At 66.1% G+C, this 16,672-nt stretch carries 13 protein-coding genes and 4 pseudogenes; 10 read left to right on the forward strand and 7 right to left on the reverse strand.

Features of this window, described 5'->3' with window-relative positions; all coding sequences use genetic code 11:
- Positions 1-45 precede the first annotated feature (45 nt).
- The 8 genes and pseudogenes from ACICHK_RS42860 to ACICHK_RS42895 all read left to right on the forward strand — a co-directional run.
- A pseudogene (locus ACICHK_RS42860) lies at positions 46-347 on the forward strand (DUF6518 family protein); the annotation flags it as partial.
- A gap of 1,526 nt (positions 348-1,873) precedes the next feature.
- Positions 1,874-2,494 (forward strand): NAD(P)H:quinone oxidoreductase, encoded by a 621-nt coding sequence (wrbA, locus tag ACICHK_RS42865; RefSeq protein ID WP_406841753.1) that lies wholly within the window; start codon positions 1,874-1,876, stop codon positions 2,492-2,494.
- Positions 2,495-2,958: 464 nt separating this feature from the next.
- Positions 2,959-3,254 (forward strand): annotated as a pseudogene (locus ACICHK_RS42870) (alpha/beta hydrolase); the annotation flags it as partial.
- A gap of 162 nt (positions 3,255-3,416) precedes the next feature.
- Positions 3,417-3,674, forward strand: a pseudogene (locus tag ACICHK_RS42875) (transposase); the annotation flags it as partial.
- A gap of 401 nt (positions 3,675-4,075) precedes the next feature.
- Entirely contained in the window at positions 4,076-4,429 is a 354-nt protein-coding gene (locus ACICHK_RS42880; RefSeq protein ID WP_406841755.1) for a transposase, read from the forward strand.
- A 267-nt stretch (positions 4,430-4,696) separates the two neighbouring features.
- Complete coding sequence (locus ACICHK_RS42885; RefSeq protein ID WP_406841757.1) at positions 4,697-5,197, forward strand: hypothetical protein; 501 nt, start codon at positions 4,697-4,699, stop codon at positions 5,195-5,197.
- A 186-nt stretch (positions 5,198-5,383) separates the two neighbouring features.
- Positions 5,384-6,496 carry an IS110 family transposase gene (locus ACICHK_RS42890; protein ID WP_406841759.1) on the forward strand — a complete coding sequence of 371 codons (1,113 nt, stop codon included), beginning with the start codon at positions 5,384-5,386 and terminating at the stop codon, positions 6,494-6,496.
- Positions 6,497-6,539: 43 nt separating this feature from the next.
- A complete protein-coding gene (locus tag ACICHK_RS42895; protein WP_406841760.1) occupies positions 6,540-6,872 on the forward strand; it encodes a hypothetical protein in 333 nt (110 codons plus the stop codon).
- Positions 6,873-7,838: 966 nt separating this feature from the next.
- On the opposite strand, the gene ACICHK_RS42900 is transcribed toward ACICHK_RS42895, so the two are convergent.
- Positions 7,839-8,438: a TetR family transcriptional regulator gene (locus ACICHK_RS42900; RefSeq protein ID WP_406841762.1), complete on the reverse strand. Its 600-nt coding sequence runs from the start codon at positions 8,436-8,438 to the stop codon at positions 7,839-7,841.
- A gap of 142 nt (positions 8,439-8,580) precedes the next feature.
- On the opposite strand from ACICHK_RS42900, the gene ACICHK_RS42905 reads away from it, so the two are divergent.
- Together ACICHK_RS42905 and ACICHK_RS42910 are read left to right on the forward strand one after the other, a co-directional pair.
- Positions 8,581-10,026 (forward strand): FAD-dependent monooxygenase, encoded by a 1,446-nt coding sequence (locus tag ACICHK_RS42905; RefSeq protein WP_406841763.1) that lies wholly within the window; start codon positions 8,581-8,583, stop codon positions 10,024-10,026.
- Between the two features lie 78 nt (positions 10,027-10,104).
- A complete protein-coding gene (locus tag ACICHK_RS42910) occupies positions 10,105-10,461 on the forward strand; it encodes a hypothetical protein (RefSeq protein WP_406841765.1) in 357 nt (118 codons plus the stop codon).
- On the opposite strand, the pseudogene ACICHK_RS42915 reads toward ACICHK_RS42910, so the two are convergent.
- From ACICHK_RS42915 to ACICHK_RS42940, 6 genes and pseudogenes are all read right to left on the reverse strand, one after another.
- Positions 10,451-11,271 (reverse strand): annotated as a pseudogene (locus ACICHK_RS42915) (IS5 family transposase). The gene ACICHK_RS42910 and the pseudogene ACICHK_RS42915 sit on opposite strands and share 11 nt — an antisense overlap.
- A gap of 76 nt (positions 11,272-11,347) precedes the next feature.
- On the reverse strand, positions 11,348-11,476 hold the full coding sequence (locus ACICHK_RS42920; RefSeq protein WP_406841766.1) for a hypothetical protein: 129 nt from the start codon (positions 11,474-11,476) through the stop codon (positions 11,348-11,350).
- Between the two features lie 970 nt (positions 11,477-12,446).
- Positions 12,447-13,136 carry a type 1 glutamine amidotransferase domain-containing protein gene (locus tag ACICHK_RS42925; RefSeq protein WP_406841767.1) on the reverse strand — a complete coding sequence of 230 codons (690 nt, stop codon included), beginning with the start codon at positions 13,134-13,136 and terminating at the stop codon, positions 12,447-12,449.
- 88 nt (positions 13,137-13,224) lie between these two features.
- Entirely contained in the window at positions 13,225-13,809 is a 585-nt protein-coding gene (locus tag ACICHK_RS42930) for a TetR/AcrR family transcriptional regulator (protein WP_406841769.1), read from the reverse strand.
- A gap of 404 nt (positions 13,810-14,213) precedes the next feature.
- Positions 14,214-14,900, reverse strand: a complete 687-nt coding sequence (locus tag ACICHK_RS42935) for a DUF4304 domain-containing protein (protein WP_406841771.1) — start codon at positions 14,898-14,900, stop codon at positions 14,214-14,216.
- Positions 14,901-15,268: 368 nt separating this feature from the next.
- Positions 15,269-16,129, reverse strand: a complete 861-nt coding sequence (locus tag ACICHK_RS42940; protein ID WP_406841772.1) for an alpha/beta fold hydrolase — start codon at positions 16,127-16,129, stop codon at positions 15,269-15,271.
- Positions 16,130-16,672 lie beyond the last annotated feature (543 nt).

Raw genomic sequence — 16,672 nt, forward strand, 5'->3', positions numbered from 1 at the left:
CTGGTCGAAGCAACAGCTGACATCGCCGGGCGCAGCGCGATGATCGCTGCACCCGGCGGCCCGGTGCTCGGCGTACTGACGCATCTGGCCCAGGGGAGGCTTCCTGGAACCTGGACCCAGATGGCCGAGAGCGGCGGCATCTGGGCCGGTTGCGACGGCGCGAAGCACTGGCTGCATGTGTTCACCGAGCTAAAAACGCGGCCTGGAGGACGTGCTGATGCTGGTCTGCGACGGGCTGAAGGGTCTTCCAAAAGCCATGGAGACCGTCTGGCCTCGCACGACTGTCCAGATGTGTGGTGCACCTGCTGCGGAACTCGTTCCGATACGCCTCCCGCCAGGAATGGGACCGGGGAAAAGCCGCAAGAGAAAGGCGCCCTTGAATGCCTTCCAGATCGCCTTCGAAGGGCGGCTCACCCAGCGAAAAACTGAATCCCAACAATCAAGATCAGCGCTTAAATTGACACGCCCCCAGTCGGCGGCGTATCGGCCCTACTCGGGCAGTTGATGAGCACGGGTGGCACCGTCGCGGGGCACAAGTTCCGCTTTGATCCGGCCAGGACTATGTCAGGAGCACGACCAAGGCTTCGAGAGTGATCCGGTGACCGGCCATGTCTTTCAGCGCAACAGCGTTTGAAAGCTGCTGATCGGCACCCGTCTGTCCTCACATCGAGGGTTTGTCTCCTCTACCGACATGAGCTCGAAGACATCGCACAGCGCATTTAATGCCCGGAGAATTTTCAAGGACAACGGACCGTCGCATATCTTGCGTGTTACTTCGAATCACCGCTACTGGTCGGTCATGGACAGCGGTGCGTCGATCCACGGGCGCTACCGGTCACTCCCGAAACCAAACAGGTTTCTCACACTAATGGGGGCTCTGCCTCTGACGGGGGGACGCATGAGGCAGAGCCCACCGAGGGCCGCGATGGCAGCCGGGGTCAGGCGGCATGCCGGCGCGGCGGACGGGACGCACCAGCGACAGCTGCGAGGTCGTGTACGACCTGCTCCCTGCCAGAGCAAGCGACGGGCAGGCAGCCGCAACGCGGGTACGTAGGGGACACGTCACAACTCCAGGGGCGGTGGAGGGTTGTTGCAACGTGTCCCCTGGCTGCTCCTGTGGAGTTTAGGAGCAGGTACCTGAAGGGCGAAGCCCGACCCTCAATCAGGGAAGCGTGAGCCGGGCTCCACCGTGCGGGCCCTGTTGCCCCCACAGCTAACAGGATGCGCGAGAGCGTGCGGGTGGTCACCTCCCACAACCTTGAAGTGACCACCTGCATCCCACCATCGCCGGGACACGGCTGGTGGAACTTGAGCGCCAGGGCCAACTCAGTAGCAAGGCCCTGGCTCTCGCGCATAAGGCGTATTGCTTCGCCCCAGGTCTCCCCTGATCCATTACACGTACCTGGGTCCCGCACGCAGTTGTTCGAACTCGACCAGACTGCTTCGCCCGCCCTCCGATCTAGAGAGTTACTCGGACCGGATTGCTTCGCCAGCCTGGCAGTTCTCGCGACTGCACAACAAGCCTGATTCGATCGGCGTGCTCCGAAGGCCATAGTCGATTACCCAAAAGGGCAGTCACCACCGCAGCCGGGGTCAACACCCTGAGTAAAGCAGTCCGGGCTCGGTAGCTCTGGAGGGTTCACAGGATCACCTCGTGAGGCTTCACTGAGGAGCCGGAGCTGCAGGGCGCACGCATCGCGGGTCGGAATTTCCCGAAGAACGGGCAACGGGAGCCTGCGGTCCGGACATCTCAACCGCCCGCAGTCGCACGATTCCCCTTGGTGTGACCTGCCCCACTTTGGGCATCGTTTAAGATTCAACGAGGTATTGTTCAACATTGAACGAACTTCCTCGAGAAAACGGAGCCCGAACCGTGAGCGTCCCGATCAAGGTAGCTGTCGTCTACTACTCCTCCACCGGCACCATCGCCGAGGTCAGCAAGGAGATCGCCCAGTACGCGGAAAAGGCAGGCGCCGAAGTCCGCCTGCTCAAGGCCGCCGAACTGGCCCCCCGGGAAGCGATCGACTCCAACGCTGCCTGGGCCGCCAACGCAGCTGCCACCGCCGAGATCCCGCACGCCACGCCCGACGACATCGAGTGGGCCGACGCCGTGATCTTCGGTTCCCCGACTCGCTTCGGCAACATCGCCTCTCAGCTGAAGCAGTTCATCGACACCCTCGGGGGCCTGTGGGCTCAGGGCAAGCTCGCGAACAAGGTCTACAGCGGTTTCACCTCCTCCGCCACAACTCACGGAGGCCAGGAGTCCACGCTCCTCGCCCTCTACACCTCTTTCCACCACTTCGGCGGTATCGTCGTCGCCCCCGGTTACACCGACGCCGCGAAGTTTGCTGACGGCAACCCCTACGGCACCTCCCACGTCGACGCCCAGGGCAACAACCCGGTCAACGACACGACGCGCGAGGCCGCCCGGATCCAGGCAGAGCGCATCGTCCACATCACGACCGCCCTCAAGACCGGCTTCACAGCGGCCTGAGCCCGGCAATACCCCACGAAACGTCCGGTCTGGTGTCCTCAGCACCGACGGGCACGCTATGGCCCATCCCCACACGCCTCCCCCGGCCTGGGGATGGGCCATAGTTTTCGTGCGGCTCGACGTCCTCGATGCTGTGCAGATCGCAAGATTCCCAGACAGCTCATCCGACACGATCCACGGCGACGTCCCCACACCGGCCTGGCTTTGTTCACGAGATTGGGTTCTGGCTCAGGTTGTGGGCTCTGGCTCACTTTCGGTGGTAACGGAGCGTCATGCCGCGGAGGTCGCCCCTGAAGGCCTCCGCCGCAGCTTGAGGGAGACGCTCCCGACCGTCGGGGTCACGCTCTGGGAGCTGCATCTCAGAGGCCCCGACAGCGCATATCGCGATTTGACCAGCAGCTACTACTCTGCGCACCCGAACTTATTCGGCGTTACCACCGAAAGTGAGCCAGAGCCCAAAAGCTGAGCCAGAACCGCCCATGCTCAGCCCCGCCATCCGCGCCGACCTGACCGGTTTTTTCCCCCGATACTTCTGCAGGCGGGCACCAACGAAATGCTCCTGGACGACTCCACACGCATGGCCACGCGCGGGAGGGAAGTCGGAGTGGACGTCATCCTGGACGTCACCGCTGATGTTCCACATGTCTTCCAGGCGTTCGCTGGCGTCCTGGACGAAGCCGACGAGGCACTGGAGCGCGCCGCTCTCTTTCTCCGTCAGCACATCCGCACCAAGGGCACGGCACACACGCCAGCAAACTGAAGGCTGCAGACGCCCTCACACGGACGACGGCCCACACCCCGGGCCCTGGCTCACCGTTCCCCTCTCTGGCAGCGGGCCCCGCCCCGCTCCGAGGGCCATTCAAGACCCCCAGGCCCGTTCGCCGTAAGCAGTGTCTCACCCGGGGATGCCAGATCTTCTTGCGTGATCCGCATGCAACTGATTGACGAGGAATGGGAGTTCATCGGGCGGTACCTGCCGATCGGCGAGTACAGCCCGTATCCCGAGCGGCTGCGGCAGCAGTTCGAGGGCGTGATCTGGTGGTTCAAGACCGGCGGGCAGTGGCGAGAGATACCGAAGGAGTTCGGCGCCTGGTCCACTGTGTACAACCGCTTCCGGCAGTGGCGTGACGCGGGCGTCTTCGAGGCCCTGCTGGAGGACCTGATCGCGGAAGCAGCGAAGCAATGATGGCGCTCTTTGAATCTGGTTCTGACCGTGATTCCGTGAATGATCTTCCGCTCCGCAGTCGATGGCCAGCCACGCGGTGAAGTTCCCGTGGCCGCTGCTCACCGAGCCGGTCCGGCTTCGACGTGCCTCTTGGGCTTGCCGGGCCACACCCGGCCCAGGTCCGCCCACATCAGGAGGACGACTCTGAAGCAGCCTCGACGAATCTCGACCGCAGCAGACGCGCTTCCAGACGACAAGTGGTCATCGGCCACGGCCAACGCGTCTCGCAGATGGGCTGCACGGCCAACGCGCGTCCAGGCATGCTAATCGTCCAGCGTCCGGACATGGTAGGTGTCCTGCTGATGGGGATCATCGAGCATGCGAACATCGGACCATGAGACGGCAAGGACCAGTCGTTGCCGGCCGAGCACTTCAACGCGGTCGGCGATCCCCTTGCGGATCCACAAGCTCGCTATGCCGACGGCTTGGGCCAGTCCCTTCGCCCCTGTCACGTCCAGAAGGTTCGGGCGATCCGCGGGCCGCGTGACATCGCGCCGAAATTCGTACATCAGCTCATCAGAATCTATGCGTCCTCCTTCTCTATCATCGCCGGCCAGACATGCATCCGCCGCGATCTGCACCCTTTACGCTCCGGCGACGAGACGGTCACCGGCCTCAAGATCCTCACCGGCCGACGCACGGACCTGGTCGCCGACCGCACCCGCGCCGTGAACCGGCTCCGCGCCCAGTTCACCGACATCTTCCCCTGACCGCCGGAATGCGTGAGTTCATCGACGGGAACGCCCACTGGCTCACCGTCTTCCATCTGCCCTCCTAAGCGCCCGCCCTGAATCCGCATGAGGGTGTCCGGTCGCTCGTTGAACGGGAGCTCGGCAATCTCGCCGCCGCCGATCTCGGGCAGATCACCCGGGCCGTGAAGCGCGGGCTCAAGCAGATCCAGTACCGCCCCGACCTGGTCGACGTCTGCCGCGCTACCGCCGAACTCATCCCGGACGGTTGAGCGGTACCTTGCCGCCATGTGCATCTCGACAGATGAGGCCGCGTTCTCCGGCACGATCGTGTACTGCGGAAGGCAGCATCATCCGGTGCATGGCCTGATCCACGTCCTGGGCTACCAGAACACCGCTGTCAATTTGACGGACGGGCCGAACGCCATGCTGCTGCACCTGCCTACCAGGCAGCTCACCCCCAGGCACTTCCTCTCCGCTGGGCGCACCGGCGACGTCCTGCGCCGCATGGTCGCCGCTGTCGAACCCGTCGCCGCCGGACACGACATCGCGTGGATGAGCGCGGAACCGCAGCCCGTCCAGGTCTTCGACCACGACATCTACACGGTGCTCCTGGCTACCGACCCCACCGCGGTGCCCACCGCGCTGTGGCAAGTGCCGCTGCACCGCCGCCCAGACCTCGACCCGGACCTCCTGCGCTTTTACGCCGACCACTTTCCTGACCACACCATCGCCGTGTGCTGCTTCGACTGTGAGGATGATCAGGTGCCGCTTCGGGCGGTGGCCTGACCCGTGCTTCGACTGGCGTTGTTGCCTTTGCGTTGATCTGTCGGCCACTGCCTGGAGCGGTACTCGCTGCCGCCGGGCAGGGGATGTGTCCCGATAGGGGCCTTCGCGACAGGCACCGTCACAGTCTTGACCGCCCCGGCCCGGCGACGGCCACCCGCACCCGAGGCGATCAGGAGACAGGCGACCTTGCCCAGCATCACGCAGTCCGCTGCCCCGTGTCACATCCCGGCCGACGCAGCCGGGGAAGTCCTGCTCGGCGTCGATACCCACAAGGACGTCCATGCTGCGGCCGTCATCACCACGCTCGGCGCCAGCCTGGACGGCCGGAGCTTCCCGGCGACTGCTGAGGGCTATCGCCAACTCGTTTCCTGGGCACGCTCGTTCGGCTTGCTGCGACGGGCTGGCATCGAGTGCACCGGCTCCTACGGAGCCGCTCTGACACGGCACCTGCGCACCGAAGGCATCGAGGTGACCGAGGTCAACCAGCCCGACAAGGCGGCCCGACGGCGCCACGGCAAGACCGACGCCATCGATGCCGAAGCCGCCGCCCGCGCCGTGCTGTCCGGCCGGGCCACGGCCACAGCGAAGACGAGCGACGGCCCGGTGGAGATGCTGCGGCTGTTCAAACTGGCAAAAGGGTCCGCGATCAAGTCCCGCACCCAGGCCATCAACCAGCTCAAGAGTGTCCTGGTCTGCGCGGACGCCGAACTTCGCGAGTCCCTGGCCGGGCTGAGCAACCCGAAACTGTTCCAGCAGTGCGCCGCACTCGCGCAGCCGGGCATCTCCGGGCCGGCAGGGGCCGCGCGGCACACCTTGAGACTGCTGGCGCGCCGCATCCAGAGCCTGACCGAGGAGATCAACGACCTCACCGGACGGATAACCGAAGCGATCACGGCGAACACTCCTGGACTGCTCGAGGTGAACGGCGTCGGCCCGGACAGCGCCGCGGCCCTGCTCATCGCTGCCGGGGACAACCCCGAACGCCTTGGCAACGAGGCATCCTTCGCCGCCTTGTGCGGCACCAGCCCGGTCGAGGCTTCCTCCGGCAAGACCCAGCGCCGCAGGCTCAACCGAGGCGGCGACCGCCAGGCCAATGCCGCCCTCTTCCGGATCATCCTCAGCCGCCTGCGCTGGGAAAACCGCACCCAGGACTACATGCGCCGACGCCTTGCCGAGGGCAGGACGCGCCGCGAGATCATCCGCTGCCTCAAACGGTACGTCGCACGAGAGATCTACCGAATCATCGTCCCCCAAACCCCCCTGACAGACCGCACGGCCACAGCCCGGGACGCCGCTTGACATCCATAGGGGCATCAACGCCGACGCGCAACGCGCCAAGCCCTTGCTGCTGTGGTACCCGCCGCTCGACCCCGACCAGTTGACCGTGCCGGCCTTGGACAGCCACACCGGAGCGGCACCGAACCTCGACGCCGCCGTGACCGTGGACCACTGGGTCCTGCTCTCCACCGACCAAGCCCCTACCGGCTGGGGTGAACCCGTCGACTACCCCAGGAACATGCGCCACAGCCTGCGCGCCTTCCTTCCTACCGCCGTTGTGGGCCGGTACTACGGCGAAGGGCGGACCCTGCTCAACGGAGACTTCACTATCAGCCACCGGAGCCTTCTCGCCGACGACCTTGACCGCATCGAGCGCCTGCAACCGACCCGCCGCTGACAAGGCACGGGGAGCGTTCCGACGCCGACGATCTCGCTGACTTCTGCGAGCGGTTGGTGCCGGCCTGCGGACAGCACTGACCCATGCTCGACAGCTGCGGCGACCGCCGTCAGACCTGCCCGGATACGCACGATCATGCGTTCCACCGATCCGTCGGTGACGCGGGCGTCGATTGCTTCCGCCAGATGCGGTGTTCCCGCGAGACCGATGTGGGTTCCAGGCTCGGCGAAGGCGAGGTGAGGAACGGCCAGTGCGCTGGGCAGTATCGGATCGTCCGTGCCTACGATTCGCACGGATATGTTGCCGGACAACTCCTCCAGTGGAGTTGCGGGAGTACCGGGATCGAGCGCCATCAGCGGATGCTCGTGGACCACGAGCCCTGACTCCTCGACTGCTGCCCGCAGCATGGGCGTGGTCTCGGCGACCCATTCGAAACTCTCCGGGATCCCCAGTTCCCGCTGGCGGGCACGGACCTTCTGCACGTCGGTGGTCTCAAGCGGTCCGGTCCGTCCCCGTGCGGGACGTGCGTAGAACGGTCAGCCCTGGCCCTCCCGCACGAAGAGGGTCAGCGGTCCGTGGTCCTCGACTCGGGCGCCGTGGCGCGGGACCGCGTCGTGGTACTCCTCGAGCCGGTCCAGCAATGCCCGCTCAGGATGATCGTCAAAGCAGCAGAAGTCACGCCGGGCATCCGAGCAACAGGGCACCAGCGACGCCACTTCATTTCATCAAACCGCCTGTGGGGAGGGGCTCGGCCGGAAACCGCTACCGAGATCGTTAACCGGCAGTATCCTGAGCAGCGGCCTGGGCCTGGGTAACACCCCGGGGCTCTCTGAGCTTCACGCACCGCCTCTCTGCACGCGTCCTTCGTGGGTTCACGGAACTGCGACCGTAGCCGTTTTCACGAATCGTCATCAGCCAGCACCTGTAGGTCCCGTGGCCCCGGCGGATACGAGTGCCCGGCACGCCTCAGGGGCTTGGCGCGGTCAGGTACCGCTGGATCGTCGGTGCCAGCCATGCCACGATCTCCTTCCGCGCCAGCCCCGCCGCCGGCGGCATCCGCAGCACGTACCGTGTGAGCGCGAGCCCCAGCAGCTGCGACGCCATGAGTGCCGATCGTGCCGGGATCTGTTCGGGGTCGGGGCATACCTGTCGGGCGACCGGCAGGAGCTGGTCCTGCAGGATGTCCTGCATGCGCTCGGCCCCGGCCTGGTTTGTCACGCCGACCCGCAGCAGGGCAGTGAGGACCTCATTGTTCTCCCACATATCGAGGAAGTGTTCGACGAGGATCTGCCCCGCATCCTGCTGGCCGTCCGCCCCGCTCATGTCCGGCAGTCGCAGGTCGATGGCGACGGCCGCTGCGAAGAGACCTTCCTTGCTGCGGTAGTAACGCATCACCATCGACGGATCGATGTTCGCGTCCTTGGCGATGGCGCGGATGGTGGCTCGCTCGTAGCCGTCGTTCGCGAAGCGTTCGCGGGCCGCCGCGAGGATCGCGCCGCGGGTGGCGTCGGAGCGGCGGGGGGCGCCGGAGCCGGGAATCGTGGAGGTGCTGTCGCTACCGTTCATGCCAACAAGCGTAGGTCAACAACCGTTTGCCAACAGCTGTTGACATTCCTCCCGGCACCCCATTATCGTCATCAACGAGCGTTGGCCAACACTTGTTGGCAAACGGGCGCCGGGAAGCAGGCTCTGGCAGCAGGAGGCCACCATGAACGGCACCTCCACCGACCGCACCGTGATCGTCGTCGGCTCCGGCCCCACCGGCCTCCTCCTCGCCGGTGACCTCGCCACAGCCGGCGTCACCGTGACCCTCGTCGAGAAGCGGCCCCGCAAGACCAGCAACCTCTCCCGCGCTTTTGGGGTGCACGCCCGCACCCTGGAGCAGCTCGACGCCCGCGGCCTCGCCGACGAACTCCTCACCACCGGCGACACCATCACCGGTCTGCGGCTCTTCCGCCGCCTCTCCCTCGATCTGAGCACGCTGCCCTCGCGTTTCCCCTTCATGCTCATCACCCCGCAGTACGAGGTCGAACGGCTCTTGGAGCGGCGGGCCCGAGAGGCCGGGGTCGAGTTCGCGTACGAGAGCGAGGTCGTGGGGCTGCGGCAGGACGACGAGGGGGTCGACCTCGACGTGCGTAACGCAGACGGGGCGGTCGTCACCCGACGGGCAGCCTATGTCGTCGGCGCCGACGGCCACCAAAGCGCCGTGCGGGAGGCGATCGGCCTGGACTTCCCCGGTGTCTCCGTCATCAAGTCGTTGATCCTGGCCGATGTCCGGCTGGCCGAGAAGTCCGAGGACGTCCTTACCGTCAACGGCCGCGGCGACGCCTTCGCAATGATCGCCTCCTTCGGCGACGGCTGGTACCGGGTCATGGGCTGGAACCGCCGCAACGAGGTCTCCGACGACGCCCCGCTCGACCTCGACGAGGTCAAAGAGATCACCCGCCGCGCCCTGGGAACCGACTACGGCATGCACGACGCCCGCTGGCTCTCCCGTTTCCACAGTGACGAGCGCCAGGCACCGCACTACCGGGCCGGGCGGGTCTTCCTCGCCGGGGACGCCGCGCACATCCACTCCCCGGCCGGCGGGCAGGGCATGAACACCGGGCTCCAGGACGCCGCCAACCTGAGCTGGAAGCTCGCCGCGGCCGTCCAGGGCCGGGCGCCCGAAGGGCTCCTCGACAGCTACGAGGCCGAGCGCCACCCGGTCGGCAGGGCGGTGCTGCGCAGTAGTGGCGGACTGGTCCGGCTGGCCCGCGCGCGAAATCCGCTGCTGCGTGCCGCCCGCGCCCTGGTCTCCGCATTCGCGGGCATGGCCCCGCCCGTCCAGCGCAAGGCCCTGGCTCAGATCACCGGGATCGGGTACGCCTACCCCGCCCCCCGTGGCGCCCACCGTCTCACCGGCACCCGTGTCCCCGACGTCGCCCTGAAGAAGGGCCGGCTCTACGAGGCGCTGCGCGGCGGCCGGTTCGTACTCATCACGTCCCAGACGTACGAAGGCCTTGGTGTCCATAAGGGGTGGCTGACCGTGGAGCGCTGGGTGAGCGACCGCCGGACGACCGTCCTGGTACGGCCCGACGGATACGCGGCCTGGGCGGCAAAGGACGCGGACACGACGGAAATTGAGAAGGCGCTGGCCCGGCATCTGGGTTAAGACGTCGTTTCCTTTGGCTGAAGTCCGTGCTGTTGGCCAGCGACGATGTGTGTCAGTGCTCTGTGAGAGCCTCCGGGCATGAGCTACGACTTGGCTGTGTGGGAAGGCGAGAGGCCGGCGGATGACAAGTCTGCTGGCCGGGTCTTCAGCAACCTGTACGACCGCTACATCGACGGCGAGGTGGAAGAGCCTCCGTCCGAACGCATTGCGGCATACGCGGCTGCGCTGCTTGAACGGTGGTGTGACATCACCAAGGACGAGGATGACACCTCGCCCTGGTCCACCGGTCCGTTGATCGATGAGGCCAGCGGTCCGTTGATCTACTTCGCCATGCGGTGGAGCATGGCCGAGGAGGCGTCGGCCTACGCGGCAGCCGTGGCAGAGTCCATGGGTCTGGTCTGTTTCGACGTGCAGCAGGACCGGCTCAGGCCTTGAGGCGGGTCGCCAACCGGCGATAGCCGATGAGGGCTGCGGCTATGCCGACAAAGGCGAGGAAGTGCTCGGCCTTGCGCTCGTATCGTCGGTGGAGCCGACGACAGCCGGCGAGCCAGGACACAGTCCGTTCGACCACCCACCGGTGGCGGCCGAGACGTTGTGAGGACTCGATGCCCTTGCGTGCGATGCGATGGCGGATGCCGCGTCCGCGGAGCCATCGACGCAGGTGGTCGTAGTCATAGCCCTTGTCTCCGTGGAGCTTGTGGGGGCGCCGTCGACGGGGTCCGCGTCGGGACCGGATCGGCGGGATGCCCCGCACGAGCGGTTCAAGACCGAGGCTGTCGTGCATGTTCGCACCCGAGATGCCCAGTGAGAGCGGCAGTCCGTTCCGGTCGGTGATCAGGTGGATTTTCGATCCAGGCTTGCCACGGTCGGTCGGATTCGGTCCCGTCAGAGGCCCCCTTTTGCAGCCCGCATGCTGACGGAGTCGATCGCGCAGCGCGACCAGTCCAGTTCCCCGCGGGCGCCGAGTTCGTCGAGGATGACGCGGTGGAGCCGAGCCCAGACCCGGGCCCGGCTCCACTGGGCGAAGCGTCAGTAGACCGTCTGCCAGCGCGCACCGAACACCGGCGGGAGCTGCCGCCAGGTACAGCCCGAGGTGGCCACGAATATGATCGCGGCCAATGCTTCACGGTCACCCGCCCGACGTCGGCCGCCGCCCTGGGGGCGTATGACCTCAGTCGGCGGTACCACCCGCCGAAACAGCATCCACAACTCGTCCGGCACTAGCCGCTCGACCAAATCCGTCATGCGCGGCTCAACGAACGATCACGCCATAAGAAACGACGTCTAAAGGGTGTTACAGAAGGTCCTTCGCTGGCAGGCCTCAGTGGTGTTTGGCCTGGTGTTTGCACCCGGTGAGGGCGAGGTTGTGCATGGTGTCGACGGCCTGGACGGCGTGATGAAGGCTCTCTCCCTTCTGACGGCAGTCGCGCAGGATCTTCCAGTTCTTCATATGGGCGAGGTGTGCTCGATGCGCGCGGACGCGCCGGTGTCATCGATCCTGGCATCGAGCCGGTGCGGTCGGTAGACGGATGACCTGGGCGCAATTGCGGCCCCTGCCAGCCCGGCGCTCCATGGCCTCAGCGAGTACTGCGGCTCTGGTTTCCGCTTTGGCATTGAACGGCGTCGGAGAAAACCGGTCGCTGGGCCTGACGTGCCGTCCCCAGTCGTTCTGTCAGAACTCCACCGTCCAGTTCGGCCACAACTCCGGTACTTGGTAAGCCTGTGGCGAGGAGTAGAGGGACCACCGGCCCAGACTGCGGCGTTCCGGATCGAGGTGGATGCCGGATGCCGGAGTTGACGTGCAGGTGACTGGCGCCGTGCCCGAGGGCGTCTGTCAGGCGGTCGAGCAGGGCGGCGTCCTCGCGGACAGCGTGGTCGAAGGCGTCAGAAGCGGCGTGACAGCGACCGGTGCTGACCATGATCACCACACCGTCCGGGTCGGGCCGGCCAAGTCCTCATCGTCAGGAACAAGCAGCGGGGCCAAAGAGGGGTCCGAATCGCGGCGGCGGACGTACTCCGGGTCCAATCCGACGTACTGGCGCAGTCCGGTCGGTCCCTCGTACCGCCAGCAAGACCTTCCAGCCCGGCCACGCGGCTCCGATCAGCTCGAACATGGTCGCGCGGTGGCGTAGCTCAGTGCTGGGGCTCTCCCATGCAAAGAACAGGAGGCCTCTCGGCCGAGGCCAAGCAGTATCCCGCCCTGGGCCATGATGTCGTCCAACCACCAGCCGTCCTGGCGGAGCCCGGGAAGCAATGGATCAGGACACCGTCGAACGGCGCACCCTCCAGGGTTTCGATCGCCCTGTACCCGACGAGGGGTGTCACCTTGTGGCCTGTCCGGGCCGCCCGGACCGAGCTAGCGCAAAGAGCCAGCTCGGCCGGGTTGGTCACACGCTTGCGGAGCATGCCCACGTAGACGCTCACACACCGCTCTTGGTGACCAGTTCGATCAGGGCGTCGGCTGCGGGAGCCGAGGAAGCCGGGTTCTGTCCGGTGATCAGCAGACCGTCCTGCAGGACGTAGGGCTGCCAGTCGCCGGTCTTGGAGTAGAGGCCACCGAGTTTGGTGAGTTCGTCCTCGACCAGGAAGGGGACGACGTCGGTGAGCTGGACGGCTTCCTCCTCTGAGTTGGCGAATCCGGTGACCTTCTTGCCCGAGACGAGGGGGGTGCCGTCCTCGTTGACGGTGTGGCGCAGGACGCCGGGAGCGTGGCACACGAGTGCCACCGGCTTGCCGGAGCGGAGGGTGGTTTCGATCAGCCGCGCGGAGACGGTGTCCTCGGCCAAATCCCACAGCGGTCCGTGCCCACCGGGGTAGAAGACCGTGTCGAAGTCGCTGGCCGCGACCGCGTCGAGGCGCACGGTGTTGGCCAGTGCGTTGGTCGCCTCGGGGTCGGCCTCGAAGCGCCGGGTGTCGTCGGTCTGGAAGCCGGATTCGTTGCTCTTGGGGTCCAGCGGCGGCTGCCCGCCCTTCGGGGAAGCGAGGGTGATCTCCCAGCCGGCCTCCTTGAAGCGGTAGTACGGCGCCGCCAGCTCCTCCAGCCAGAACCCGGTCTTGTGGCCGGTGTTTCCCAGCTCGTCGTGCGAGGTGAGGACAATCAGAACCTTCATGACACACTCCTTGTATGAGTAGACCAGTCTACTAGTAATGCTGAAACCGGGTTCCCTATGACCGGACCGGGCATGAGGTGCAGGCCTTCTACAGGTGCAGGAGCCTGCGGGTTGTCGCTGTGACGCTGTCGAGCGGGGTCAGACTACGGTGGATCTTGGCCATGATGCTGGCGCCCAGCCACATGTCGTACAGGGCCTGTGCGACCTCGCGGGCTTCACCGTCGATCGAGAGAGAGCCGTCCTCCAGGCCGCTGGCGATCGTCCGCTCTATACGGTCGACGATGACGCTCGTGCCTTCCTTCAGGGCCAAGCGCATCGACTCGGACAAGTCCGCGACCTCGGCGCCGAGTTTTACGGCCAGGCACTTGCCCTGGCAGTCCTCAATGCTCTGCGTCTCCCGCCACTGCTGCCAGTAGGCCATCAGCCGCTCGGCTGCCGACTGGCCGGAGCGAGCGAGAATACCGTCCATGTCCGTGAGGTAGTCCGCGAAGTAGCTCTTCAGGATCGCCTCACCGAAGGCGTCCTTCGAGGCGAAGTAGTGATAGAAGGACCCCTTCGGCACGCCGGCCTCCACGAGCACCTCATTGATACCCACAGCCGAATAACCCTTGCGGGCGATGATCCTCTGGGCGGTATCGAGGATGATCCGACGGGTGTCCGTGGCGACTGGCATGGAAGAACCGTAGCATCGGAGTAGACCAGTCGTCTAGAAATCCATGGTCGGGCGCGTGATCTGACGGGTGTCCGCGTACTCGTCTGAATGCACCAAAGAGCAGGCGGACACCAGGGGCGCTCTTCGACATCGACATCGGTCGCGCCCCGCTTGAGGGACCCTGGCCCATGCCGGGTCGCGCAGCCTGGTCGAACCTGCCGCGGTCGCGTCCTGCTCGCGCGTTGGGGGGGAAGTCGACGCCGCGCTTTGGGCTGTACCCCTCAGGCTGGACGCTGCCTGTCAGCCATAATGTCACCCGCAGCCGCCTCGGACGCCTCACCCGCCAAGGCTTCCTCACCCAACCCGGACGAGGCTGCTAACAGAAACGGACTTAGCTGGTCTGGTCTGGTTTGCCGCCGCAGAAGTCAACTTGCCTGCGCGGCACGAGAGCGGGCCCATGCCGCGAACTTCTCAGCGTTTGCCTTCTGAGCCGGGATGGCGTTCGTTGTCGCGCGATCCAGGAGCTCGTCCAACCGGGCACTCGGGCCGTCCTCGGCGATAAGCAGAGCTTCGGCTCGCGCGAAGAACACGTCGAAGTGCCCGGACTTCAGGTACCCAAGATCGCCCGCGCGGATCGAGCCAAGTAGTGCTTGCCGGTCCAGCAACCGTGTAAGCGTTGGCCAGCCGTGATCGGCAAGCTGCACGACCATGTCAACCGCTGCGGCACGGGCATCCCGTTCGCTACTGATCTCCCACCACCAGTCGCGTCCCGCGGGCGTGCCATTTGGATGAAGCCGTGCGCGGTACAGCCCAAGCGATTCATTGATCGACTTCGGTAGCGACCCGAGCGACTCACGCTTCCAGTCCAGCCACGGGGCCGGCGCCACAGCCAGGTTAATGACGCAGCGCGCGGACCGAGCCGTACCCGACGAGGACGATTGCACGTTCACGACCGCCCAGTCGCCCTGCGAGTTCGTCAATCGCCAGGTTGACCCCGAACCCTTAAACCCTGCGGTGCGCGCCGCAGGCCCGACAATCTCCCGAAGCGCCGCCTTGAGGGCCGCCTGCGCTGTCATGCGGCCACCTTGCCAGATCGCGATGATCACCACCACGAGCGAGCGATCACGAACCGAGGAAGATCGGACTTAACGCCCTCTCGCGTCGTCAGCTTCGGCCCGATCGGCGGGTACAGCAACACCCAAAAGCGCTCTGCGGCCCGCTGGCGGCCGAACGCGTCACCCAAGGCCCGATCACACCAGGGGAGCCGTGAACGCCGCTCCTGACCCCCATTCTGAGGCTCGCTTTCTGTGTTGATTTTTAACAAAAACGCCTTTTGAGTGACTTGCTCCGCTGTGGCTGAACACCGCAGTTGGCGGCTTTCGCCAACTGCGGTACTCAGCACCTGCCGTCGGCCATGAGGTTCCTTGGACGCCACCTCGGCCATGGGGGCGCATGCCGTTTCAACAGCGGACCGGGGTAGTCAGCGGGCGAAGAAGTCGCCCAGGGCGGCGGAGAGCGGGCCGGGGGCTTCCTCGGCCACATGGTGACCGGCATCGATACCGTGGCCCCGGACATCATTGGCCCAATCGCGCCAGATGGCGCGCGGGTCGCCGTACAGGTCCTCCAGGTCGTCCCGCAACGACCACAGCACCAGGACGGGGCAGTCGATCCGTGCACCCCGGGCGCGGTCCGCCTCCTCGTGCCGGCGGTCCACCGTGAGTCCGGCGCGGTAGTCCTCCAGCATGGCGCGGACGACGTCCGGGTTCCTGGTAGCGGCCCGCCATTCGTCGTAGTTCTCCTGTCCCATGCTCTCGGGGTCGCCGCGGTACCAGGCGTCGGGATCGGCGTTGATGACGCGTTCGGGAATCTCCGGCTGGGCGAAGAAGAACCAGTGCCACCACGCGGTGGCGAACCGGGCATCCGCACGGTTCAGGTGCTCGCTCAGCGGCAGGCCGTCCAGGAACGCCACCCGGTCCACCACAGTGGGGTGATCCAGCACCAGCCGGAGCGCCACGGCGGCCCCACGATCATGGCCGACGAGCCCAAAGCGGCGGTGCCCGAGCGCCTGCATGACCTCAACCATGTCCTTGGCCACGGCACGCTTGGAATGCGGGACATGATCAGAAGCGGGCGCCGGACCGCGGGAGCGCCCGTAACCACGCAGGTCGGGGCAGACAACGGTGAACCCGCGCCGCACCAGCACGGGCGCGACCCGGTGCCAGGTCGCCGACGTGCGCGGGTGACCATGCAACAACAGCAGAGGCGGGCCCTCGCCCCCGTACCGAACGAAGACGGAAGCCTCACCGGTGCGCACCGTCCTGGTGGCGAACTCCTCGAACACGAAATACCCCTCCCCCACTCCTGAGCCTGGCCCGCGGTACCCCTTCATTCCGCCTGCCCAGGATGAGTCCCGGCACGTCATCTGGACGGCCGAGAAGCCAGAGCGCTGATGCTGACGCAGCCCAAGCCAGGGCTCTGGTCGCCCTTCCCGGGGCTCACATCCGAAAGTCCGAGGGCACCGGCGCACAGCTGGCAGCGCTCCCCCGGTCCCTTCCGCGTCTCCAGAAGCTCATGCGTCCGCATGAGCTGTGCCGCGGTGATTACGTCGTAATCACCCGGCGCGTGCAGGCCTCGCGAAAGTACCGGTTCTCGAGACGCTGCCCTGTCTTGGAGGGCCCGCCAGTAGGACGCTGGCGGGCCCTTTCAGCGTGAGCGTTGGTCGGTGGAATGGTCCGGTCGGCTCGTCCGGACGCAGCGAGGCGAGGCGCGCCATCTCATCTCCCGAGAGCCACAGCGCGCTGGCTGCCACGTTCTGTGCGAGGTGGCCCGGATCATCTGGCTTCGTAGGTGAAACGGGCTCTGATCCACTTCTTGTGGTGCGGTC

Origin of the sequence: Streptomyces sp. AHU1, assembly GCF_045343905.1 — a bacterium.
GTDB classification, from domain to species: domain Bacteria; phylum Actinomycetota; class Actinomycetes; order Streptomycetales; family Streptomycetaceae; genus Streptomyces; species Streptomyces triticiradicis.